Origin of the sequence: Roseomonas sp. OT10 (assembly GCF_020991085.1) — a bacterium.
Taxonomy (GTDB): Bacteria; Pseudomonadota; Alphaproteobacteria; order Acetobacterales; family Acetobacteraceae; genus Roseomonas; species Roseomonas cutis.
This window is the reverse complement of sequence record NZ_CP087719.1, coordinates 5,238,476-5,259,304: the sequence shown is the minus strand read 5'-3', so window position 1 is coordinate 5,259,304 and position 20,829 is coordinate 5,238,476. Positions and strand designations below refer to the sequence as shown.

22 protein-coding genes and 1 pseudogene are annotated in these 20,829 nt (G+C 74.6%); 10 read left to right on the top strand and 13 right to left on the bottom strand.

Translation table 11 applies throughout. The features are described from left to right. Window positions 1–44 precede the first annotated feature (44 nt). A complete protein-coding gene (locus LPC08_RS24000; RefSeq protein WP_230450731.1) occupies window positions 45–335 on the top strand; it encodes a hypothetical protein in 291 nt (96 codons plus the stop codon). A 503-nt stretch (window positions 336–838) separates the two neighbouring features. Here LPC08_RS24000 and LPC08_RS23995 read toward each other — a convergent pair. The 3 genes from LPC08_RS23995 to queG are packed head-to-tail and all read right to left on the bottom strand — an operon-like array spanning window position 839 to window position 3,296. Next, window positions 839–1,417: a VUT family protein gene (locus LPC08_RS23995; protein ID WP_230450730.1), complete on the bottom strand. Its 579-nt coding sequence runs from the start codon at window positions 1,415–1,417 to the stop codon at window positions 839–841. Further along, window positions 1,414–2,175 carry a 7-cyano-7-deazaguanine synthase QueC gene (gene queC / locus LPC08_RS23990; protein ID WP_230450729.1) on the bottom strand — a complete coding sequence of 254 codons (762 nt, stop codon included), beginning with the start codon at window positions 2,173–2,175 and terminating at the stop codon, window positions 1,414–1,416. The genes LPC08_RS23995 and queC overlap by 4 nt, the downstream gene beginning before the upstream one ends. Continuing rightward, a complete protein-coding gene (gene queG, locus LPC08_RS23985; protein ID WP_230450728.1) occupies window positions 2,172–3,296 on the bottom strand; it encodes a tRNA epoxyqueuosine(34) reductase QueG in 1,125 nt (374 codons plus the stop codon). The genes queC and queG overlap by 4 nt, the downstream gene beginning before the upstream one ends. A gap of 255 nt (window positions 3,297–3,551) precedes the next feature. Between queG and LPC08_RS23980 the strand changes: the two genes are divergently transcribed. From LPC08_RS23980 to LPC08_RS23970, 3 genes are all read left to right on the top strand, one after another. Further along, window positions 3,552–4,061: a hypothetical protein gene (locus tag LPC08_RS23980; RefSeq protein ID WP_230450727.1), complete on the top strand. Its 510-nt coding sequence runs from the start codon at window positions 3,552–3,554 to the stop codon at window positions 4,059–4,061. A gap of 96 nt (window positions 4,062–4,157) precedes the next feature. Further along, window positions 4,158–4,922 (top strand): SDR family NAD(P)-dependent oxidoreductase, encoded by a 765-nt coding sequence (locus LPC08_RS23975; protein ID WP_230450726.1) that lies wholly within the window; start codon window positions 4,158–4,160, stop codon window positions 4,920–4,922. A 127-nt stretch (window positions 4,923–5,049) separates the two neighbouring features. After that, entirely contained in the window at window positions 5,050–5,268 is a 219-nt protein-coding gene (locus tag LPC08_RS23970; RefSeq protein ID WP_230450725.1) for a DUF3126 family protein, read from the top strand. A gap of 13 nt (window positions 5,269–5,281) precedes the next feature. Here the strand turns inward: LPC08_RS23970 and LPC08_RS23965 are convergent, their stop codons facing one another. Next, on the bottom strand, window positions 5,282–5,653 hold the full coding sequence (locus tag LPC08_RS23965; RefSeq protein ID WP_230450724.1) for a hypothetical protein: 372 nt from the start codon (window positions 5,651–5,653) through the stop codon (window positions 5,282–5,284). Between the two features lie 126 nt (window positions 5,654–5,779). On the opposite strand from LPC08_RS23965, the gene LPC08_RS23960 reads away from it, so the two are divergent. After that, on the top strand, window positions 5,780–6,415 hold the full coding sequence (locus tag LPC08_RS23960) for a TetR/AcrR family transcriptional regulator (RefSeq protein ID WP_230450723.1): 636 nt from the start codon (window positions 5,780–5,782) through the stop codon (window positions 6,413–6,415). On the opposite strand, the gene LPC08_RS23955 is transcribed toward LPC08_RS23960, so the two are convergent. Then, complete coding sequence (locus LPC08_RS23955; protein ID WP_230450722.1) at window positions 6,409–6,834, bottom strand: VOC family protein; 426 nt, start codon at window positions 6,832–6,834, stop codon at window positions 6,409–6,411. The two genes, LPC08_RS23960 and LPC08_RS23955, sit on opposite strands and share 7 nt — an antisense overlap. Window positions 6,835–6,943: 109 nt before the next feature. On the opposite strand from LPC08_RS23955, the gene LPC08_RS23950 reads away from it, so the two are divergent. Continuing rightward, entirely contained in the window at window positions 6,944–7,732 is a 789-nt protein-coding gene (locus tag LPC08_RS23950; protein WP_230450721.1) for an aldolase, read from the top strand. Window positions 7,733–7,841: 109 nt separating this feature from the next. Here the strand turns inward: LPC08_RS23950 and LPC08_RS23945 are convergent, their stop codons facing one another. The 7 genes from LPC08_RS23945 to LPC08_RS23915 form a co-directional block, all read right to left on the bottom strand. After that, the gene (locus LPC08_RS23945; protein WP_230453146.1) at window positions 7,842–11,315 is read right to left on the bottom strand and encodes a P-loop NTPase fold protein; all 3,474 of its coding nucleotides are present in this window, start codon (window positions 11,313–11,315) and stop codon (window positions 7,842–7,844) included. Window positions 11,316–11,789: 474 nt separating this feature from the next. After that, a complete protein-coding gene (gene ptsP / locus LPC08_RS23940) occupies window positions 11,790–13,643 on the bottom strand; it encodes a phosphoenolpyruvate--protein phosphotransferase (protein ID WP_230450720.1) in 1,854 nt (617 codons plus the stop codon). Continuing rightward, complete coding sequence (locus LPC08_RS23935) at window positions 13,633–13,920, bottom strand: HPr family phosphocarrier protein (RefSeq protein WP_230450719.1); 288 nt, start codon at window positions 13,918–13,920, stop codon at window positions 13,633–13,635. Before LPC08_RS23935 ends, ptsP begins: the two co-directional genes overlap by 11 nt. A gap of 97 nt (window positions 13,921–14,017) precedes the next feature. Beyond that, window positions 14,018–14,464 carry a PTS sugar transporter subunit IIA gene (locus LPC08_RS23930; protein ID WP_230450718.1) on the bottom strand — a complete coding sequence of 149 codons (447 nt, stop codon included), beginning with the start codon at window positions 14,462–14,464 and terminating at the stop codon, window positions 14,018–14,020. Then, window positions 14,461–15,501 (bottom strand): RNase adapter RapZ, encoded by a 1,041-nt coding sequence (rapZ, locus tag LPC08_RS23925; RefSeq protein WP_230450717.1) that lies wholly within the window; start codon window positions 15,499–15,501, stop codon window positions 14,461–14,463. The genes LPC08_RS23930 and rapZ overlap by 4 nt, the downstream gene beginning before the upstream one ends. Next, a complete protein-coding gene (locus tag LPC08_RS23920) occupies window positions 15,498–15,971 on the bottom strand; it encodes an HPr kinase/phosphorylase (RefSeq protein ID WP_230450716.1) in 474 nt (157 codons plus the stop codon). The genes rapZ and LPC08_RS23920 overlap by 4 nt, the downstream gene beginning before the upstream one ends. Window positions 15,972–16,059: 88 nt before the next feature. Then, window positions 16,060–16,386, bottom strand: coding sequence for a YnfA family protein (locus tag LPC08_RS23915; RefSeq protein WP_230450715.1), 327 nt, complete (start codon window positions 16,384–16,386; stop codon window positions 16,060–16,062). Between the two features lie 105 nt (window positions 16,387–16,491). On the opposite strand from LPC08_RS23915, the gene LPC08_RS23910 reads away from it, so the two are divergent. Further along, the gene (locus tag LPC08_RS23910) at window positions 16,492–17,136 is read left to right on the top strand and encodes a DedA family protein (RefSeq protein WP_230450714.1); all 645 of its coding nucleotides are present in this window, start codon (window positions 16,492–16,494) and stop codon (window positions 17,134–17,136) included. A 56-nt stretch (window positions 17,137–17,192) separates the two neighbouring features. Next, window positions 17,193–18,124 (top strand): annotated as a pseudogene (locus tag LPC08_RS23900) (threonine/serine dehydratase). A gap of 169 nt (window positions 18,125–18,293) precedes the next feature. On the opposite strand, the gene LPC08_RS23895 reads toward LPC08_RS23900, so the two are convergent. Continuing rightward, window positions 18,294–19,217, bottom strand: coding sequence for a hydrogen peroxide-inducible genes activator (locus LPC08_RS23895; protein WP_230450712.1), 924 nt, complete (start codon window positions 19,215–19,217; stop codon window positions 18,294–18,296). A 180-nt stretch (window positions 19,218–19,397) separates the two neighbouring features. On the opposite strand from LPC08_RS23895, the gene LPC08_RS23890 reads away from it, so the two are divergent. Further along, window positions 19,398–19,952 carry a peroxiredoxin gene (locus tag LPC08_RS23890; protein WP_230450711.1) on the top strand — a complete coding sequence of 185 codons (555 nt, stop codon included), beginning with the start codon at window positions 19,398–19,400 and terminating at the stop codon, window positions 19,950–19,952. Window positions 19,953–20,120: 168 nt separating this feature from the next. Then, window positions 20,121–20,675 carry an alkylhydroperoxidase, AhpD family gene (gene ahpD, locus LPC08_RS23885; RefSeq protein WP_230450710.1) on the top strand — a complete coding sequence of 185 codons (555 nt, stop codon included), beginning with the start codon at window positions 20,121–20,123 and terminating at the stop codon, window positions 20,673–20,675. Window positions 20,676–20,829: the final 154 nt, after the last annotated feature.

Genomic DNA, 20,829 nt, shown 5'->3' with positions numbered 1-20,829 from the left:
CCCGCTCCATGCGTTCTCCCGGGAGGAACCAGGAGGACCCGGCCATGGCCGAGGAGACGCTGCGCGAGGAGTTCAGCAACTGGGGCGGTGGCACGAAGTCGGCCCGCCCGACCAGCGTGGGACCGCACGACGTGAAGGCGGACCAGGAAGACCCGTCCAACCCCGGCCTCGATCCGGGCAAAGACTACAAGCCATCGCCGCAGGACAGCGCCGCCACGGCCGCTCCGGACCAGCCGGAGAAGGAATTTGCCAACATCCCCGTGAAACCCGGCGAAACGCAGAAGCAGGGAGCGCCGCGCGATGCGCCGCCGCTCACAAGCCTGGCCGAGGAATGATCCACGTGGCGTGATGCCTTGACGTCTGCCGGCGTGGTACCCGTTCCCCGGGGGCAAGGCTCTGCCTCGCCCCCGTACCCCCACTCCGCCAGGACCCTGCGGGCCCTGGACCCGATCGGCGCTGCCGCGCGGATGAGTGCGACGGGGTCGAGGCGCCGAGGAGCCATGCTCCTCGGCGGGTACGGCCGCAGCATTCGCTGACGCCTTCAAACCTATTCTGGAGTCCCGCCTGTCCGCGTTCCGTCAGGGTTCAGTCCGGAGACTGACGGCAGTCGCACAGCACCAGACTCCCAGCGGGGACCGGGGCCCGCTTGTGGCCCCGGCAGGGGAGGGTCTGGGAGGGGACGGCGTCCCCTCCCAGTCCGACATTGGAACACCAGAGCACGACGGATGAAGTTATCCCGCCGTGCGTATGAGGCGGCCTGGTCCCCATGTGTTTCGACAATCAGAACCAGGGGGAGACAGCGCCTGTCTCCCTGACGGCAGGCCCACGGTCACCCCGGTCAGGGCGGGGTGATCAGGTCGGCCGGAACCAGCCCGCGCCGTGCATCGGCCCGGCGCAGCCATGCGACCAGCGGCAGGGCGGCCAGCACCATCCAGGCCTTGCCCAGGATCTGCCCGGCCAGGAAGTCCAGGCTGCCGAAGGCGACCCAGAGGAAGACGAGGCTGTCCACGACCAGCCCGGCCGCGCCCGAGGCCGCTACTGCCAGCACCAGCCCGCGCCGCTGCAACGGGGTATAGACGACGAGGTCGGCCAGTTCGCTGAGCAGGAAGGCCAGGGCCGAGGCGAAGACCAGCGCGGCCGGGGCCAACAGGGCGGAGAGCACCGCCCCCGCTATGATGGCGGCCAACGCCCAGGCGAAGCCCAGCCGGCGCTGTACCAGGTCGCGCAGCACCAGCCCCAGCCCCACCATCAGCACGCCGGACGGGGCCAGCAGCCCGAAGCCCACGGGGATGACGCAGGGGCCATCGGGGATGCAGGCGGTGCCGGCATGGCCGATCAGCCAGTTGGCGGCGGGGATGGTCAGCGCGAAGGCGGCGAGGAACAGCAGCCCCTCCCGCAGGCGGATGTGGCCGTTCATGCTACCGTCTCCGCCACGAAACGTTCCCAGCCCTTGCGGCGCAGGTCGCAGGCGGGGCAATGGCCGCAGCCATAGCCCCAGGGATGGCGCTGCTGCCGGTCACCCAGGTAGCAGGTGTGGGTGTCCTCCAGCAGCAGCTCCACCAGCGGCTCGCCGCCCAGCCGCCGCGCCAGCCGCCAGGTCTCGGCCTTGTCGCGCCACATCAGCGGCGTGTGCAGCACGAAGCGCCGGTCCATGCCGAGGTTGATCGCCACCTGCAGCGCCTTGAGCGTGTCGTCGCGGCAGTCCGGATAGCCGGAATAGTCCGTCTCGCACATGCCGCCGATCAGGTGGCGCAGCCCGCGGCGATAGGCGAGCGCGGCGGCGAGGGTGACAAAGAGCAGGTTGCGCCCGGGCACGAAGGTGTTGGGCAGCCCGTCGGCGCGCATCGCGATCTCGCTGCGCGCGGTCAGCGCCGTGTCCGACACCTCCGCCAGCGCGGCGAGCGGCAGGGTATGGTCCGGCCCCAGCCGCCCCGCCCAGCGCGGGAAGGCGGCGAGGCCGAAGCGGAAGGCGCGGCGGCAGTCCAGCTCCACCCGGTGCCGCTGGCCGTAGTCGAAGCCCAGCGTCTCCACATGCGCGAAGTTCTCCAGCGCCCAGGCCAGGCAGGTGGCGCTGTCCTGCCCGCCGCTGAACAGCACCAGCGCGCCGTCGTCCCGCAGCGTTCCGGTCTCCGCCGTGCCGGCTTCCGGCACGGCGGCCGCCCCCTTCTGCGTCATGCCGCCCCCCCGAGCCGCGCGGCCGCCCAGGTGGCGGCCTCCGCGACCACCGGGTCGGGATCCCGGCACAGCGCCACGGCTGCCGGCAGCAGGCCGGGATCGCCGGAATTGCCGATCGCGTTCAGCACGTTGCGCACGAAGCGGTCGCGGCCGATGCGCTTGATCGGCGAGCCGGAGAAGCGGGCGCGGAAGGCAGCGTCGTCGAGCATGGCCAGCTCGGCCAGCGAGGGCGCCATCAGGTCGGTGCGCGGGATCAGGGCGGGCTCCTCGGTGGGATGGGCGAACTTGTTCCAGGGGCAGGCGGCGAGGCAGTCGTCGCAGCCGTAGATGCGGTTGCCCATCCGGGAACGGAGTTCGTGCGGAATGGGACCGCGGTGCTCGATGGTCAGGTAGGAGATGCAGCGCCGCGCGTCGAGCCGGTAGGGGCCGAGGAAGGCATCGGTCGGGCAGGCGGCCAGGCAGCGGGTGCAGGCGCCGCAATGGTCCGTCTCCGCCGCGTCGGGCGCGAGGTCGAGCGTGGTGTAGACCTCGCCCAGGAACAGCCAGGAGCCGTGCGCGCGGGAGACGAGGTTGCTGTGCTTGCCCTGCCAGCCCAGCCCCGCCTGCTGCGCCAGCGGCTTCTCGGCCACCGGGGCGGTATCGACGAAGACCTTCAGCTCCGTTCCCGCGAAGCGGTCCACCATCCAGCGGGCCAGTGCCTTGAGGCGCTTCTTCACCACGTCATGGTAGTCGCGGTGGCGGGCATAGACGCTGACCGTGCCGCAGTCGGGCAGGGCGAGACTCGCCAGAGGATCGTCCTCAGGGCCGTAGTTCATGCCCAGCGCGACCACCGAGACGGCCTCGGGCCAGAGCGCGCGCGGGTGGCTGCGCTGCTCGCTGCGCTCGGCCAGCCAGCCCATCTCGCCATGCATCCCGGCGGCGAGGAACGCCGCCAGCCGCTCGCGCACCTCGGGGCCCAGATGGGCGCGGGCGAAGCCGACCGCGTCGAAGCCCAGGCGCAGCGCCTCGGCCCGGATCGCCTCGCGCGCCGGGCCGGCCGCCGGCGCGGGTGGGGCCGCGGGGCGGGGCAGGGCGCCTGGCGACGGGACGGTCGCGGGCAAGGCCGGGGCGTTGGCGGGCATGGGCCAGTCAGCTTGGCGTGTAGGGCGTGGAGGAGGACCGTTCTCCCGCGCCATGGCCGGGGCCGCAAGCGCCGGTTGCGGGGCCCGCCCATGCCGCAGGCCGGGCCAAGGAGCAGGATATTCGTTTTCTGAAACGATTCGTCCGACCGCCCCCCGTTTGGAGGGAGTGGACCGCCGGGCCTCCGCGTAGGGAAGCCGCCCGGGCCGGAGCCCGGACCCGCGCCCCTCCCGTTCCAGGACCTGCCAGGCCAGACCATGACCCGCTTCGCCCCTGCCCTCCTCGCCCTCACTCTCGCCCTGGGCGGCGGTGTCCCGCCCGCCGCAGCGCAGCAGTACTGGATCCGTCCCGGCCTGGATGGCGGCAACAACCCCTACAATCCGAACCGCACCCTGACCGATACGATGAACGAGCACATGCTGCAGAACCACGCGACCATGCAGCGCCTGCAACGGCAGCGGGGCGGCGGTGCCGCCTCCGCCCCCCAGAGCGCCGCGGCGCCGGGCCGGGCGACGCAGGACCCGTCCTTCCGCATCGCCAACGGGCGCGGCGTCGCGATCCAGGAGATCTACGTCTCCAGCGCGCAGGACCAGAGCTGGGGCCCGGACCGGCTGGGGCAGAACGTCCTGCCGGGCGGCCAGCGCCTCGTCATCCGGCTGCCCTCCGGCCAGTGCGTGAACGACATCCGGGTGGTCTTCGCCGACGGGCAGGCCAGCGAGCGCCGGGCGGTGGATACCTGCGCCCTGACGGACATGAGCTTCCCCTGATCCGGCACCGCGCCCAGGCCGCTTCCGGCGCCACCCCCGCTTGCCGCCCCGCCGCGCCGCGCGGAAGCTGGGCCGGCACAGCCGAGGGCGGAGAGCATGGAATTCGCGGGACGACGGGTGGTGGTGATGGGCGGCAGCCGCGGCATCGGCCGCTCCATCGCGCTGGGCTTCGCCCGGGCCGGGGCGGCCGTGGCCCTCTGCGCCCGCGGTGCCGAGGGGGTGAAGCGGGCCCGGGCGGAGCTGGCCGAGGCCGGCAACCCCGTCTTCGCCGGCACGGCCGACCTGTCGCAGGCCGAGGATATCGCCCGCTTCATCCCCGAGGCCGCCGCGGCGCTCGGCGGGATCGACATCCTGGTGAACAACGCCTCCGGCTTCGGCGCCACGGATGACGAGGCCGGCTGGGCCGCCTCCTTCGCCGTGGACATGATGGCCATCGTCCGCGCCAGCCAGGCGGCGCTGCCCTGGCTGGCCCAGGCGGCACCGGCCCTGCCCGGCGGCGCGTCGATCGTGAACCTCTCCTCGATCTCCGCCCTGCGCGCCTCCGCGCGCTCCGCGCCCTACGGGGCGATCAAGGCGGCGGTGATGCACTACACCGCCAGCCAGGCGAAGATGTACGCCCGCCAGGGCATCCGGGTGAACGCGGTCGCCCCCGGTTCCATCGAATTCCCCGGCGGCATGTGGGAGCAGCGCCGTCTGGCCGGGCAGCCGCTCTACGCCGATACCCTGGCCAGCATCCCCTTCGGCCGGCTCGGTCGCCCGGAGGAGGTGGCCGAGGTCGCCCTGTTCCTCGCCTCGCCGCGCGCAAGCTGGGTGACGGGGCAATCCATCGTCGTGGATGGCGGACAGCTGATCGGCCCCTGATCCCGGCCTCGGCCGGGCCCGCCGCGTCCCGGCCGGCACGAAGACGTTGACAAGCGGGGCGCGCTCCCGTCCATGCGCCCCCTCTGCGGCGACGTGCCGCCCGGAAGCGTTGAAAGTCGATGACCCGATGACCCCAGCCGAGATAACCGCGGTGCAGGCCCACCTACGCAAGCAGTTCAGCAACAACCGCATCGTCGTGGCCGCACCCAAGCAGCGCGGCGGCAGCATCGAGGTCCGCGTCGGCGACGAGTTCATCGGCACCGTCCACCGCGATGCCGAGGATGGCGAGGTGTCCTACGCGATCCAGCTCGTCATCCTGGCCGAGGACCTGAACCAGCTCGACTGAGCGCGGCTGGCCTTCAGGACCCTGCTGCTCCGCGACGGGGCAGCAGGGCCTGGGCCATGGCCGCGCCGGCGGCGAGCTGGCCCAGCAGGACGGCCGGCCAGATCAGGCCGATGCCGGGGTCCAGCCATTTCTGCGGCCCGAAAGATACCAGCGCGAGCCCTGCCGCCAGGACGGTGAGAACCGCCCCCGCGCGCGTCGTCGCCGCGCCAAGGGTGAGGGCCGCCACGGCCACGGCAAGCGCCGCGCCCAGGAAGGGACCCAGGGCGAAGAGCGGGACGCTTTCCGGGGGATAGGGCGGCGTGCGGCTGTAGAGCGCCGCCAGCATCACGGCCTGCAGCACGATCAGCGCCGCCAGGGCTGCATGGGACAGGGAGCGGGTCGGCATGTGGGTGTCCTTCGCCGGGGGCCCGCCAGTGCGGGCCCCTCTCGAGAAACCGTACACAAATGTACGGTTGAAAATTCTGTACATATCTGTACGCTTTCCTGTCAAGCAGGATCGCGGGGGCGGGGGATGCGGGCGGAGCGGCAGGAGGAGCGCCGCCGGGAGATCGAGGCGGCCGCCTATGCGGTGCTGTCCGAGCGGGGCTATGCCGGCACCTCCATGCTGGCCATAGCGCGCCGGGCCGGTGCCTCGAACGGCACGCTCTACGCATGGTACGGCAGCAAGCAGGGCCTGTTCGCTGCACTCGTCGCGGCGAATGCCGGGACGGTGGCGGAACTCCTCCGCGCCGGCCTCGACCCCGGCCATGACCCGCTGGAGGCACTGGGCCTGGCCGGCCCCGCCCTGCTCCGCCTGCTGCTGGGCGAGCGGGCCATGGCGCTGAACCGCGCCGCAGCGGCTGATGCGGATGCGGCCGGGAGCGGCGTGCTCGGCCGCACCCTCGCCGAAGCCGGGCGGGGCACGGTCATGCCGCTGATCGCCGGCGTCATCGGCCGGGCCCAGGCGGCGGGACAGATGGGGGGCGAGGATGCCGCGGCGGCGGCGGAACTCTACCTGTCCCTGCTGCTCGGCGACTGGCAGCTTCGCCGCGTCATCGGCGCCCTCCCGCTGCCAGGGGAGGCGGAGCTGACCGGCCGGGCGGCCCTCGCCCTGCGCCGCACCTGCCTTCTGCTCGCATGGGAAGCAGAGGCCCCTCCCCCTCAGTAGATCGCCCAGAGTCCGGGCGTGACCAGCTCCACCAGATGCGCGTCCGGGTCGCGGAAGTAGATGCTGCGCGCACCCTGCGGCCAGTCCACGCGACCCTCCAGCGCCACCCCCTGCCCGGCCAGGTGCGCCTCCCAGCGCGGCAGGTCGGGCAGGTCGACGGCCAGGGCGAAGTGCACCGGGCCGGAACCCGCATGCGGCGGGATGGTGCCGCCCGGCGGGTGCTCGGCACGGTTCATCTGGTCGCGCCGGAACAGCAGCAGCGCGCTGCGGCCCCCCACGGGATAGGCGGTCAGCCGCTCGTCCTCGTACATGGCGGCCAGCCCCATCACCCCTTCGTAGAAGGCGCGGGCGCGGGGCATGTCCTCCACGTAGAGGGCGGTCTCCAGCACGCCCTGCAACGGCGGCACCTGGTCCGGCATCTCGGCTCCTCTCCTGCGGGGCGGGGCGGAAGGGTCCCGGCATCTTGCCGCCCGCCGACCCTGCTGCAAGGTTGCAGGCTGCGCCACCCCGACACGGAGACCGGACGCCATGGCCCATCCCCTGACCGAGCGCGGCGCGCCCTCCATCCTGCGCAACAGCGGCCTCGACGCCGCGGCGGTGCGGCAGGCGCGGATCGACCTGGCCGCCTGCTTCCGCATGGCCGCCCGGCTGGGGCTCAGCGAAGGCATCTGCAACCACTTCTCCGCCCTGGTGCCCGGGCGCGACGACCTGATGCTGGTGAACCCCTACGGCCTCGCCTTCGCCGAGGTCACCGCCTCCTCCCTCCTCGTCTGCGACTTCCACGGCAATGTCGTCGAGGGCGAGGGCGAGCCGGAGGCGACCGCCTTCTACATCCACGCGCGCCTGCACATGCGCCACCCGCGCGCCGCCGCCGCCTTCCACACCCACATGCCCAACGCCACGGCGCTCGCCATGACCGAGGGGCCGCCGCTGGACTTCGCCGGGCAGACGGCGCTGAAGTTCCTCGGCCGCGTCGCGCTGGACGAGGCCTATAACGGCCTGGCCCTGGACGCCGCCGAGGGCGACCGCATCGCCGCCTCGATGGGCGAGGCGGACGTGCTGTTCATGCGCAACCACGGCGTGATGGTGGTGGGTCCGTCCATCGCCGAGGCCTGGGACGACCTCTATTACCTGGAGCGCGCCGCGGAGGCGCAGCGCCTCGCCCTCTCCACCGGCCGGCGCCTGGCCGCCGTGCCGGAGGCGGTGGCGCGCGCCACCGCGGCCCAGATGCGCGCCGGCGATGCGGAAAGCGCCCGGCTGCACCTGGACAGCATCAAGCGCATCCTGGCCCGGCACGAGCCCGACTTCGCCGACTGACCGGATCGGCCGGGCGCCCCGGAGAAAAGGCTCCACCATCGCCGCTCTGCGGCCGGCGTCGCGCCTCCCCCGGGGGCCGGCGTGACGCCGGACGCGGAGCGGCGATCGCCTACCCGGCCTCCTGCCCGGCGGCGAAGCCGAAGCGCTGCACCTCCGCCAGCCAGGGGCGGCAGGCGGCGGGGGTGGGCGGGTCGGTCTCCCGCCCGAAGAAGGCATGCCAGGCGGGGCCCAGCTCCTCCCACTCGCCGGGCCAGGACGCGCCGTCGGCGGCACTGGCGACGAAGGCGGCCAGGCGCGGCCAGAGCTCCGGCCCGGCGCAGTTGAAGGCCAGCAGCCGGGCGACATCCTCGTAGGCGGCCCCGTCCAGGAAGGCCTCGCGCTCGGCCGGCGGCAGGCTGGCGCGCAGGATCAGATAGGAGCGGGCGAAGCGCTTCAGCCGGCGCGGCGTCCCCCCCGCCAGGGCGCCCCAGCGCAGCAGCGCCGCCTGCTCGGCGGGGCGCAGCCGCACGGGGTCGAGGGTCGGCAACGGCGCCATCGCCTCCGCGACCGCCGTGGCGGCCACCGGCTCGGCCGGACCGGCGGGTGGGGCAGCCGCGCTCCCTGGCCCGGGGGATGGCGCGGCGCCGGGGCCATCGGACAGGCCGGTGCCGGTGCGCTGCATCTCCGGCAGCGCCGCCTCCAGCACGGCGCGCCGCCCCGCCCCGGACATGGCCGGCACCCAGAAGGGAACCTGGAAGATCTTCTCCAGGAACTCGCCGGGATCGAGCGGCCCGCCGGCGCCGAACTGCCCGGCATGGTGCGTCTCCAGCGCCTTGCGCAGCCAGCGCACGTCGACGCCCACCACCACGACGAAGAGGTTGGAGGCGAGCAGGACGTGCACCGCCTCCAGCACCTTCACCACCACACCCGGGGGGCAGCGGTCCAGGTCGTCGATGAACAGCACCACCCGGTCGGCGCGGCGGGTGGCGGCGCCATCCCGGGCGAGGTCGGCCAGGTAGCCGCGCAGGTCGTCCAGGTCGCGCCGGATGCGGGTGGGCAGGCCCAGGTGGCGGCCGTACTCCTCGCTCGCCGCCCGGTCGGCGAGAAAGCGGCTGAGCAGCCGCTCGGGCGCCAGCGCCGCCATGCGCTCCTCCGCCGCCGCCACCGCCTGCCGCGCCGCCTCCGCCCGGGCGCGCGCCGCCGCGACGTTGCGGGCGGCCTCGGCGGCACGGGCGGCGCCGGCCTCGGCCTGGGTCAGCGCGGCCGCCGTCTCCGCCTTCTCGCGCTCGGCCCGGGCCGTCTCCGCGGCGTGGCGGGCCCGCGTCTCGGCCTCCGCCCGGGCCTTGGCCCGGCTCTTCACCTGCTCCGCGGCCTCGGCCAGCCGCCCCATCAGCGCCGGCGCCCGTGCCAGCAGGGCGTGGCTGCGCCTCCACAGCGGGGCCAGGGCCGCCAGCCCGCCCAGGATGGAGAGGATCGCGCCCGCCGCCGCCTGCAGCACGCCGTAGCGGTCCAGCAGCCACAGGCAGGCCGCCGCGAGGGCCGCTGCGGCGCCGGCCAGAAGCAGGGCCAGCAGGAACGGCCGGTTCCACCCGAGGATGGCGCGCAGCCGGCCGAACGGCCCCGCCAGCCCCTCCAGCGCCTGCACCGCGCCGGCGAGTTCCTGCTCCTGCTCCCGCAGCAGCGCCTCCAGCCGCTCGCCCTCTGCCCCGGCGAGCCGGACCAGCGAGGGATGGCCGAAGGCGTCCAGCAGCGCCCCCGCATCCCGGGCCAGGTCCAGCGCGTCGATCCGGCTGGCCGCCGCCGCCTGCGCCTCCTCCCGCGCGCGGGTGCGGGCGGCCTCGGCCTCCGCCTCGGCACGCCGGGCGGCGGAGAGCGCGGCCTCCGCCCGCGCCTCTTCCTCGCGGGCGCGCGCGGCGTCCAGCTCGGCGGCCGCCACCGCCGCCTCCGCCTGCCGCTGGGCCTCGCGCGCCGCGTCGAGCGCGCGCAGGCTGCGGTCGCGCGCGTCCTGGGCGTCCGGTGGCGCCTCCTGCCGCAGGTGGCGCGACATCTCCTCCAGGATGCGGACGAAGAGCGAGGCCCAGAGGTTGGTCTCGGCATAGTGCCAAGCGTTGAAGGTGACGCGGATGATGCCGCGGCAGAAGCGCGGCTCCTCGTCCAGCGCCGCGCGGGCGTCGATCTCGCCCAGCGCGGCGTCGATCATGTCGATCATCGCCGACTTGCCGCTGCCCCAGGGGCCGAAGAGCCCGATGGCCAGCGGCGGCTGCACGTCGTCGTCGGCGATGACGCTGGCGAAGGCGTTGGCGTAGCGGCGGAAGCCGAGCAGGTCCTCCTGCGGCCGCAGGTCGGTGGCGATGCGCGTGGTGACCAGCCGCTCGCCGAGGATCAGGTCCGTCCAGGCGCTGCGCCGCTCGGGGCGGCCGGGGCCGGCGTGGTGCTGCTGCACCAGCCCGAGGAAGCGGCGGCGGATCGACTGGCAGCCGGCCTGGGACAGCCCGCGGCGGAAGGCGGGGAAGGGCATGACGGCGGGGGGAAGGTCGGCCTCCTCGGGGGCGAAGGCCGCGCCGACCAGATGGTGCAGGCCGAGTGTCAGCGGCGGCTCCCCGGCCCGGTGCACGCGGGCGGCCAGGGCCATGGCGCGGGCCAGGAGCGTGTGGCCCTGGCCGGCCAGCAGCCCGCCCCCGGCCGGCAACTCCCCCGCCTGCACCCCACCGGACGCCTCCTCGAGCAGGTCGAGCCAGGGCTCCCATTCGGGTTGGGCAGCCCGGTCGCTGCGCGCCACGCGGCCCAGCAGCAGCCGGCCGAGCGGGCCGGCCGCCCGCCAGGTCCCGAGGTCCGGATGCCGTTCCGGCGAGGTGGCATAGGCGATGCGCGCGAGCCAGGAGCGGAACTTATCCCCCTCCACGGCCTCCAGGGCCGCGGCCAGCGCCGGGGGCAGGTCCGGCGCCGCAAGATCGGCATCGGACAGGGCGGAGCGGATTGCGTCGTCCCACACCCGGTCCAGGGCGAAGGCTGCATCGGCCAGCCAGCCGGCGACATGCGCGCGCAGCGCGGCCTGGCGTGCCCGGTTCCCTCGTCCGATCGCCGGATCGTCGCCATGCCGTTGCACCGGCGTCAGGATGGCGGCACCGATCAGGTGCATCGGCTGGAGGACCGCATTCGGGGCGGGGCCGGGCCCGGCTTCGGCCCAGGCGGCCACGGCCGGGGCGGCCATGAGGCCGGCATCCCGGATCTGGGCCTCCGCGGACCAGCTGAACCAGCGCGCCTCGCTTCCGATGCCCGCAGGCTCCGCCGCCCCCTCCCCCGCCAGGCGCAGAGCCCGCGCCCGGGCCGCCGGGGCGGGCCACAGCTCCTCCAGGTCGAAGGCATGGCGCATCTGCTGCAGCCAGCGGCTCGCCGGGTCGGGCGCCAGCAGGGCAGCCGCCAGCAGGCTGCGCCAGTGGGCCGGCGCCTCGGGGGCAATGCCACGCCCGGCCGCCGTGGCGGCGCCCAGATGCGTGGCCAGCCGCAGCAGGAACACCGCCTCGGCCGAGGGCTCCCGGCCGGCGATGGCGGCGACGGTGTGCACGAAGCCGGCCGGCGGGCCGGCGCTCTCGGCGGCTTCCATCCGCAAGACGTAACGAAATGCAGCCCCCACCGGAAGCCCACGCCCAGGTGCCGGTCGTCACCCGGACGGCGGGATGTCGTGAACTGTCGTGCTGTGGTGTTCGGGCGTCGGACCGGGAGGGGACGCCGTCCCCTCCCAGACCCTCCCCTGCCGGGGCCACAAGCGGGCCCCGGTCCCCGCTGGGAGTCTGGCTCTACGCGGTGGCCGTCAGCCTCCGGGCTGAACCCTGACGGAGCGCAGACAGGCGGGACTCCGAAAAAGCTCAGAAGGCGTCAGCGAGGGCGGCGGCCGGTCCCGCCGAGGAGCATGGCTCCTCGGCGTCTCGACCCCGTCGCAGGCTGTCCCGCGGCAGCGCTGATCGGGTCCAGGGCCCGCAGGGTCCTGGCGGAGTGGGGGTATCGGGGGCGAGGCAGCGCCTTGCCCCCGGGCCAAGGGCGCCAATCCGGCAGACGTCAGAGCACCACGCCGCGCGTATCAGCCTCTGGCGCCGCTTTCGAAGCCCATCACCAGCTCCTGGATACGCTTCGGGTCGGATTGCTCCATCACCCGGCGGGCGAAGCGGGCGCAGTCGTCGATGGTCAGGCTGCGCACCGCCTGCTTGGCGCGGGGCACGGCGGAGGCGTTCATCGACAGGCTGCGCAGTCCCAGGCCCAGCAGCAGGGGGACGAGGCGCGGGTTGCCTGCCATCTCGCCGCAGACGGAGACGGGCATGCGCAGGCGCAGCGCGGCCTCGGTCGCGAACTGGATCAGGCGCAGCACGGCGGGGTGCAGCGGGTCGTAGAGATGCGCCACCTCCGCCTCGCCGCGATCCACCGCCAGGGTGTACATGGCCAGGTCGTTGGTGCCGATGGCGAAGAAATCCGCTTCCAGCGCGATGGCGTCGGCGGCCAGCGCCGCGCCCGGGGTCTCGATCATCGCGCCCAGCGGCGGCAGCTTCTCCGGCAGGGCCACGCCGCGCCGGCGCAGGCGCTTGCCGACGCGCTCGTAGATCTCGCGCGCCTGGCTCACCTCGGCGGGGATGGTGACCATGGGCAGCAGGACGCGCACCGGACCCAGCGCTGCGGCGCGCAGGATGGCGGAGAACTGCACCTCCAGCAGCTCCGGCCGCTTGAGCAGCATGCGGATGCCGCGCAGGCCCAGCGCCGGGTTGGGGCCGGCATGGGTGGGCTCCATGCCCTCGGCCAGCGCCTCCATGTCCTTCTCGCCGCCCCAGTCGAGCACGCGGATGGTCACGCCGTCGCCCGCCACCGCCTCGACGATCTGGCGATAGGCGGTGAAGTGCGCCTCCTCGTCCGGCAGGGTGTCGCGGTTGAGGAACAGGAACTCCGTGCGCAGCAGGCCGATGCCGTGCGCGCCGGACTGGGCGATCAGCGGCAGCTCGGCCGGGATCTCCAGGTTGGCCTGGAGGTCCACCTCCTCCCCGTCGCTGGTGACGGCGGGCAGGCGGCGCAGCTTGGCAAGCTTGCTGCGCTCCTTGGCATGGGCGGCCAGCGCCTCGCGCGCCGCCTCCAGGGCCTTCTCGCCGGGGCGCAGCACCACCATCCCGGCGGTGCCGTCCAGCACGCAGGCCTCGCCGCGCTTCGCGGCCTCGGTGATGCCGGGCGCACCGAGCACGGAGGGGATGCCCAGGGCGCGCAGCATGATGGCGGTGTGCCCGTCCGAGCCGCCCTCCTCGGTGGCCACCCCGGCGATCCGAGTGGGATCGAGCAGCGCGGCATCGGCCGGCGTCAGCTCCTCCGCGATCAGGATCGAGCCCTCCGGCACGTCCTTGAAGGAGCGGAAGCCGGCCTGGGTCAGGTTGCGCGTCAGGCGGCGGGCGATCTCGTGCACCTCGCCGGCGCGGCGGCGCAGCCCCGCCTTGTCGTCGTCCCGGGCCGCCAGGATGGCCTGGGCGATGGCCTCCGCCTCGTCCGTCACGGCCGTCTCGGCGGCCAGCAGCTCCGTCTCGATGCGCTTGCGGGCGCCGCGCAGCAGGCGGGATTCGCCCAGCATCATGGCATAGGCGTCGAGCAGCGGCGCCAGCTCCTCCTGCGCCTCCTCCGGCAGCACGCCCAGCCGCGCCTTCAGCTTGGCGACCTGCTTGCGCGAGGCCGCGGCGGCGGTCGCCAGGCGCTGCTTCTCGCCCTCGACATCGGCCACCCTGACGTTGCGGCGCGGCGCCTCGGCCGGCGGCTCGGTGGTGTCGTAGACCGGGCCTATCGCCACGCCGGGGGCGATCGGCAGGCCACGCACCGTCAGCTCGCGCGACCGGCGCGCGGCGCGCCTCGGCTCGGCCGGCTTCTCCGGCTTCGGGTCCTCGGTCCTGTCCGCCTTCGTGTCAGTCTTCATGGAAGCCGGCCTCGATCAGGCCGGCCACCGCGTCCAGCGCCTCGCGCGCGTCCCATCCGTCCGCCTCGACCTCGATCCGGCTGCCCTTCCCCGCGCCGAGCATCATCAGCCCCATGATGGAGCAGGCCGGCACGCTCTGCCCGTCATGCGACACGTTGACGCAGCAGGAGAAGCGTTCGGCCAGCGTCACCAGCTTGGCGGCGGCGCGGGCGTGCAGCCCGCGGCTGTTCGGCACCACCACGCTGCGCCGCAGGGCCGTCGCCGAGGCCTCGGTCATGGCGTTCCTCCCTCCTGCGTCGCGCGGTGCCGCGCGGCCCCGTCCCGGAAGCCGGCCCGGCGGCGGGGCACCATGGTCGGACGGGATCGTGGCAGGCTCAAGACGCCACCTTCTGGATCGCGGGCGCGGGCAGCGGCGGTGTCGGCCCGTAGCCCCGCAGGCTGGCCACGGTGCCCAGGTACTTCCGCCCGGCGGCGACGGCGTGCTCCACCGCGCTCGCCATCGGCTCGGTCCCGCGCAGCCGGGCGAGCTTGACCAGCAGCGGCAGGTTCACCCCCGCCACCACCTCCACATCCGGCGAATCCATCATCGAGACGGCGAGGTTGGACGGGGTGCCGCCGAACATGTCGGTCAGCACCACCACGCCGTCGCCCTGCCGCACGCGGGAGACGCAGGCGCGGATCTCCGCGCGCCGCCCCTCAAGGTCGTCGTCGGGACCGATGCAGATGGTCGCCACGCCGGGCTGGGGACCGACCACGTGTTCCATGGCGAGCCGCAGCTCCTCGGCCAGGCGGCCGTGGGTGACCAGGACGATTCCGATCATGGCGAGACGGTACGGGCCTCCGGCCCCTCAAGGACGCCGCCGGCTTCCCCGCCGGCCGGCATGGCACGGGCCCCCGGGCCCGGCGCGGTGGAAGGGCCGCCCTCCCCGACCCGGGCGGCGGGCAGGCGCAGCTCGCGGTGCGACAGGTCGACGCGCCAGCCCTGCCCGGCCAGCCGGGCCGCCAGGCGCTCGGCGGCCAGGACGGACCGGTGCTTGCCTCCGGTGCAGCCCAGGGCGACGGTCAGGTACTTCTTGCCCTCCGCGACGTAGCGCGGCAGCAGCAGATCCAGCAGGGCGGTCATGCGGTCCCAGAACGGCGCGAAATCCGGGTCGGCTTCGATGAAGGCGGCGACCGCCGCATCCCGCCCGGTCAGGGGACGCAATCTGGGATCGTAGTGCGGGTTTTGCAGGAACCGCATATCGAAGACCAGATCCGCGTCCCGCGGCAGGCCGGCGGGATAGGCGAAGGAGCGGAGGCTGACCAGCATCCCCCGGCGCAGCCCCCCGGCGCCGGCCGCCTCCTCCGGTCCCAGCCGGCGCTCGACCATGCGGCGCAGCTCGGGCAGCGGCAGGCCAGTGGTGTCCAGCACCCAGTCCGCCGCCTCGCGCAGCGGGTCGGTCAGCTCCACCTCCCGGGCGATCCCCTCCGCCACCCCGGCGCTGTCGGGGGCCAGGGGGTGGCGGCGCCGCGTCTCGGAATAGCGGCGCAGCAACGCGTCCTCGTCGGCCGTGGCGAAGACCACCTCCAGCCGCAGGTCGCCGCGGCGGCGCAGCGCCTCCAGCCCCGAGGCCAGGGCGGGGGCGTCGAAGCCGCGGGTACGGGCGTCCACCCCCACCGCCAGCGGGGCCTCGCCCGGCTCGGCCACCAGCCCGCCCAGGACGGAGAGCGGCGGGTTGTCCACCGTCTCGTAGCCCAGATCCTCGAGCACCCGCAGGATCGAGGACTTCCCGGCGCCCGAGAGCCCGGTGACCACGACCACGCGGCGCGGGGCCGGGGCCAGGGCCCCGGACGCGGCATCGGGAGCGGCATCGGTCATGGCGGCGCGAAGGCCCCGGCACGGGCGGTCAGCCGGCCCTCCGCCAGCGCCAGCGCCAGCTCCAGCCGGCGGGGCGCGGAGGCCCCGAAGGGGTGCAGCGCCAGCAACGGCAGGCCGGTCGCCACGCCGCCGGCCGCCTCGCCGGGCGGGGTCCAGGCGCGCGGCTGCGGCAGGCGCGGCACCGCCTCGCGCCCCACGCACTCGACCGCCAGGCCGAGCGGCACCGGCGCCTCCCATTCCAGCCCTTCCAGGATGCCCAGACCACGCACCTCCAGCATGCCCCGCAACGCCTGCGGCGGCTCCGCCCACATCGCAGCCCCCCGCCGGGAGAGCAGCACCTGGTCGTCGGCGACCAGCCGCCAGCCGCGGTCCAGCAGGCGCAGCAGCAGATCGGACTTCCCGGCCCCCGGCAGGCCGAGCAGCAACACGCCCCGCCCGTCCCGCGCGGCGCAGCTGCCGTGCTGAAGCATGGTCCGTCTTGCCGTCTCCCCGTCCGGGTCCGGGGCGATCATGGCGAAACGGTGACGGGAGGGAAAGCGGCGCGTTCGGCGGGGTGTCTCACGCGGCGCGCCGCCCGAACAGGATGATGGCCGTGCCGAGCAGCGTGACCGCCCCGCCCAGCAGGTCCCAGCGGTCGGGCCGCACGCCCTCCGCCAGCCAGAGCCAGGCCAGCGCCATCGCGACGTAGACGCCGCCATAGGCGGCATAGGCCCGCCCCGCCGCCTCGGTCTCGGCCAGGGTCAGCAGCGCCGCGAAGCCGAGCAGGGCGGCGAGGCCGGGCAGCAGCACCCAGGCGGACCAGCCCCGGCGCAGCCAGCCCCAGACGGCGAAGCAGCCGGCGATCTCTGCCAGGGCGGCGGCCACGAAGGCCAGGGAGGAGGTCATGGGCGCCAGACTGCTCCCGCCGGCGATCTCCCGCCAGCCGGGGCGCTGCGCCGCAGCAGAGTCCGCTTGCCGGCAAGATGAACGATCTGTAATGCATGCCGCATCATGGACGTCCTGCCCGACACCCTCCAGCACTGGCTGCGGGAGCACCGCGCCTGGGCCCCGGCCATGGTCTTCGCGATCACCTTCCTGGAATCCTTCCCCGGCATCAGCCTCCTGGTCCCGGCCACCGCCCTCCTGCTGGCGCTCGGCGCGATGGTGGGCGGCGGCCTCCTGGAGCCGGTCCCGGTGCTGGTCGCCGCCGCCCTGGGCGCCATCCTCGGCGATGCCTGCGGCTACTGGGCCTTCCGCTGGGGCGGCAAGCGCGCCGTGCGCCGCTGGCTGCCGCGCCGCAGCCGGCGCGGCTATGCCCGGGCGATGGTGATGTTCCGGCGCTGGGGCTGGGCGGCGGTGTTCTTCGGCCGCTTCCTCGGCCCGGTGCGCGCCGTGGCGCCGGCCGCGGCGGGCGTGGCCCGGATGCCGGAACGGCATTTCCAGGCGGCCAACATCGCCTCCGCCATCCTTTGGGCACCGCTGATGCTGCTGCCCGGCTATGCCGCCGCCCAGGGTGGCGAGGCGCTGATGCGGGGGCCGGAAGGGACGGTCCTGCTCGGGCTGGCCCTGGTGGCGGGGCTGGTGCTGGTCCTGGCCCTGCGCCAGCGGACATCACAGCCCGCCGGGTCCGCCGCACGGGCCGCCGCGCCGCGCTGATCCGCGACGCCGCCCCGCCTTGCCCCTCCGCGCCCCGGCTGCCAGCCTGGGCGCCCATGACCAGCCATGCCGAGATCGAGGCGGCGGCCGCGCGAATCGCCGGCCGGATCCGCCGCACGCCCCTCCTCGCCCTGCCCGCCGGGGCGCTGGGCACCCCTCTCCCCGTCATGCTGAAGCTGGAGCTGCTGCAGGCCGCCGGCTCCTTCAAGACGCGCGGGGCGTTCAACCGGCTGCTGTCGAACCCGCTGCCGGCGGCCGGGGTGATCGCCGCCTCGGGCGGGAACCACGGCGTGGCGGTCGCCCATGCCGCGCGGGTCCGGGGGTGGCAGCGGAGATCTTCGTCCCCACCATCTCCGCCCCCGCCAAGGTCGCCCGCATCCGCGACGAGGGCGCGACGCTGGTGCAGGTGGGCGCGAGCTACACCGAGGCGCTCGCCGCCAGCCAGGCGCGTGCGGCCGAGACGGGTGCGCTGGTCGTCCATGCCTATGACCAGCCGGAGACCCTGGCCGGCCAGGGCACGGTGGCGCTGGAATGGTGGCAGGACGCGCCGGAGCTGACCCATGTGCTGGTCGCCGCCGGCGGCGGCGGGCTGATCGGCGGCATGGCCGCCTGGTACGCCGGGCGCGGCGTCGAGGTGGTCAGCGTCGAGCCGGAATCCTGTCCCTCCCTGCACGACGCGCTGGCGGCGGGGGAGCCGGTGGACAGCCCGGTCGGCGGGCTGGCGGCGGACAGCCTCGGCGCCCGGCGGGTGGGGTCGCTGATGTTCGCCATCGCCCGCGAGCAGATCCGCACCGCCGTGCTGGTGTCCGACGCGGCCATCCGCGACGCGCAGCGCCGGCTGTGGTCCGCCTGCCGCCTGGTGGCCGAGCCGGGGGGCGCCACCGCCCTGGCGGCCCTGACCTCCGGCCGCTGGGTGCCGCCGGCGGGGGCGCGCATCGGCGTCCTGGTCTGCGGCGGGAACACCGATCCCGGCTCGGTCCCGCTCTAGCGCCGTTCCGCCAGGGCGCCGGAAGCGCAACCCAAGGCCGCATGCGCTGCGACCCGCAGCCGTCGGGGAGCGAGGCTCCCCGGCGCGCACGGCGTCCGTGAACGGGGGGCCAGGGGCTCTGCTCCCGGCGGATAAGGGGGTCCGGGGCGGCAAGCATCCCCCACCGGCATCAGCCGGCGTCGTCATCCGTGGCGGTGGCCAGGGCCTTGCGGATCACCTCCGCCAGCCCCGCGAATTCCGCGGCGCGGGGCGAGCGGCGGCGCCAGGCGAGGCCCAGCACCCGGCCGGGCGTGTCCTCCAGCGGGCGCAGCACCACGGCGGCGCCGGCCAGCACGCCGCCCGCCACGGCGAGGCGCGGCAGCAGCGTCACCCCGAGCCCGCCGGCCACCATCTGCGCCAGCGTGTGCAGGCTGGTGGCGGCGAAGCCCTCGCCATGCGAGGGGCCAGGCAGGCGGCAGGCGGAGAGGGCGTGCTCGCGCAGGCAATGGCCGTCCTCCAGCAGCAGCATCCGCTCCGCGGCCAGGGCGGCGGCGGGCACGGCCGGCTGGGCGGCGAGCCGGTGGTTGGCCGGCAAGGCGACGAGGAAGGGGTCCTCGGCCAGGGGCAGGATCTCGACCCCCGGCAGCGAGACCGGCAGGGCAAGCAGAAGCAGGTCCAGCCGCCCGGCCTCCAGCTCGCTGGCCAGGGTGCGGGTCAGATCCTCGCGCAGCCAGAGCTGCAGCCGGGGAAAGCTCTGCCGCAGCGCCGGCATCAGCCTCGGCAGCAGGAAGGGGCCGATCGTGGGGATCACCCCCAGGCGCAGCGGGCCACTCAGCGGGTCGCGCGTCGCGGCGGCGGTCTCGGCCACGGCCTCCAGCGCCGCCAGCGCCTCCCGGGCGCGGGCCAGGATCTCGAGTCCCGCCCGGGTGAAGACGGGGCGCTTGGCGGCGCCGCGCTCCAGCAGCGGGGTGGCCAGATGCCGCTCCAGCGCGATGATCCCGGCCGAGAGGGTGGACTGGGTGACCGCGCAGGCCGCCGCGGCGCGGCCGAAATGCCCGTGATCGGCCAGGGCGGCGAGGTAGCGGAGCTGCTGCGGGCTGGGCAGGATGTTCATCGAAGGGATCGATCATCCTAACAAAATCTATTCATTTGAGCGCTATACCGCACTGCGTCATAACCCCGCCAGACGCCGCGGCCCAGGCTGCTGCCCACCGCCCCCAGGGGCCGGGGCCGCGCCGGGCACCCGAACGGGGCGGTGTCCCGCAAGACCGGCTGCTAAAGGAACAAGAGCCACATGCTGACCGTTGGCGACAAGTTTCCCTCCTTCAAGCTGACCGCCGTGAAGGGTGGCCCCGAGGGGCTGAACCTCAACACCGCCTTCACCGACCTGTCCGACGCGGACAACCAGGGCAAGTGGAAGGTCGTGTTCTTCTGGCCGAAGGACTTCACCTTCGTCTGCCCGACCGAGATCGTCGCCTTCGGCAAGCTGAACACCGAGTTCGCCGACCGTGACGCGGTGGTCTACGGCGTGTCGATCGACAGCGAGTTCGTGCACCTGAACTGGCGCACGCACCATGCCGACCTGAAGGACCTGCCCTTCGCGATGCTGGCCGACATCAAGCGCGAGCTGGCGGCGGAGTGCGGCGTGCTCGACAAGGGCGCCGGCGTCGCGCTGCGCGCCACCTTCATCGTCGACCCCGAGGGCATCATCCGCTTCGTGTCGGTCAACGACCTGAACGTCGGCCGCAACCCGCAGGAGGTCCTGCGCGTGCTCGACGCGCTGCAGACGGACGAGCTGTGCCCCTGCAACTGGAAGCAGGGCGAAGAGGTCCTCAAGCCGGCCGCCTGATCGCGGCCTGCCGGCCCGGGGCGGCACCCGCCGTCCCGGGCCACCTCGCCTCCCCCCCCGACGGCCGGGGGGACGGCGCGCCGAGCGGGCTCCCCCCCCACCCCGCTCCGCCCGCCGGTCCGGCCGGACCATCCCCCAGACACGGATATGACGAGGGAGACCACCAGCATGTCGCTCGAGAGCCTGCGCAACAGCCTTCCCGACTACGCCCGCGACCTGAAGCTGAATCTCGGCAGCCTGGCCAGCGAGACCGTTCTCACCGACCAGCAGCGCGACGGCTGCTTCGTGGTCAGCGCCCTCGCCTCGCGCAGCCCGGTGGTGACCTCCGCCCTGGTGGCCGAGTTCGGCCCGAAGCTGTCGCCCGAGGCGCTGACCGCCGCCAAGGCGGCGGCCGCGATCATGGGCATGAACAACATCTACTACCGCTTCACCCATCTGGTCGGCGGCGACTACGCCAACATGCCGGCGCGGCTGCGGATGAACGTCATGGCCAAGCCGGGCGTGGACAAGGTGGATTTCGAGCTGTGGTCGATCTCCGTCTCCGCCATCAACGGCTGCGGCATGTGCCTGGAGAGCCACGAGAAGGTGGTCCGCCAGCACGGCGTCACCCAGGAGCAGGTGCAGGCGGCGGTGCGCATCGCGGCCGTGGTGCATGCGGTGGCGGCGGTCCTGGACGGCGAGGCGGCAGCGGTCGGCGCGCCGGCGGTGGCCGCCGCCGCCTGACCGGGCCGGTGCCGCCGGCCGGGCGTGCCGGCGGCGCCTCCCCCCCGAAGGCTGGCCGGATGAGGCAGGCCGGGGCGCTGTCCCCGCAAAGGCCGGGTGGATGGCAGCCCGCCTGCCCACGGAACGTCGCGGCCGCAGGAGCCTGGGCTCGCGA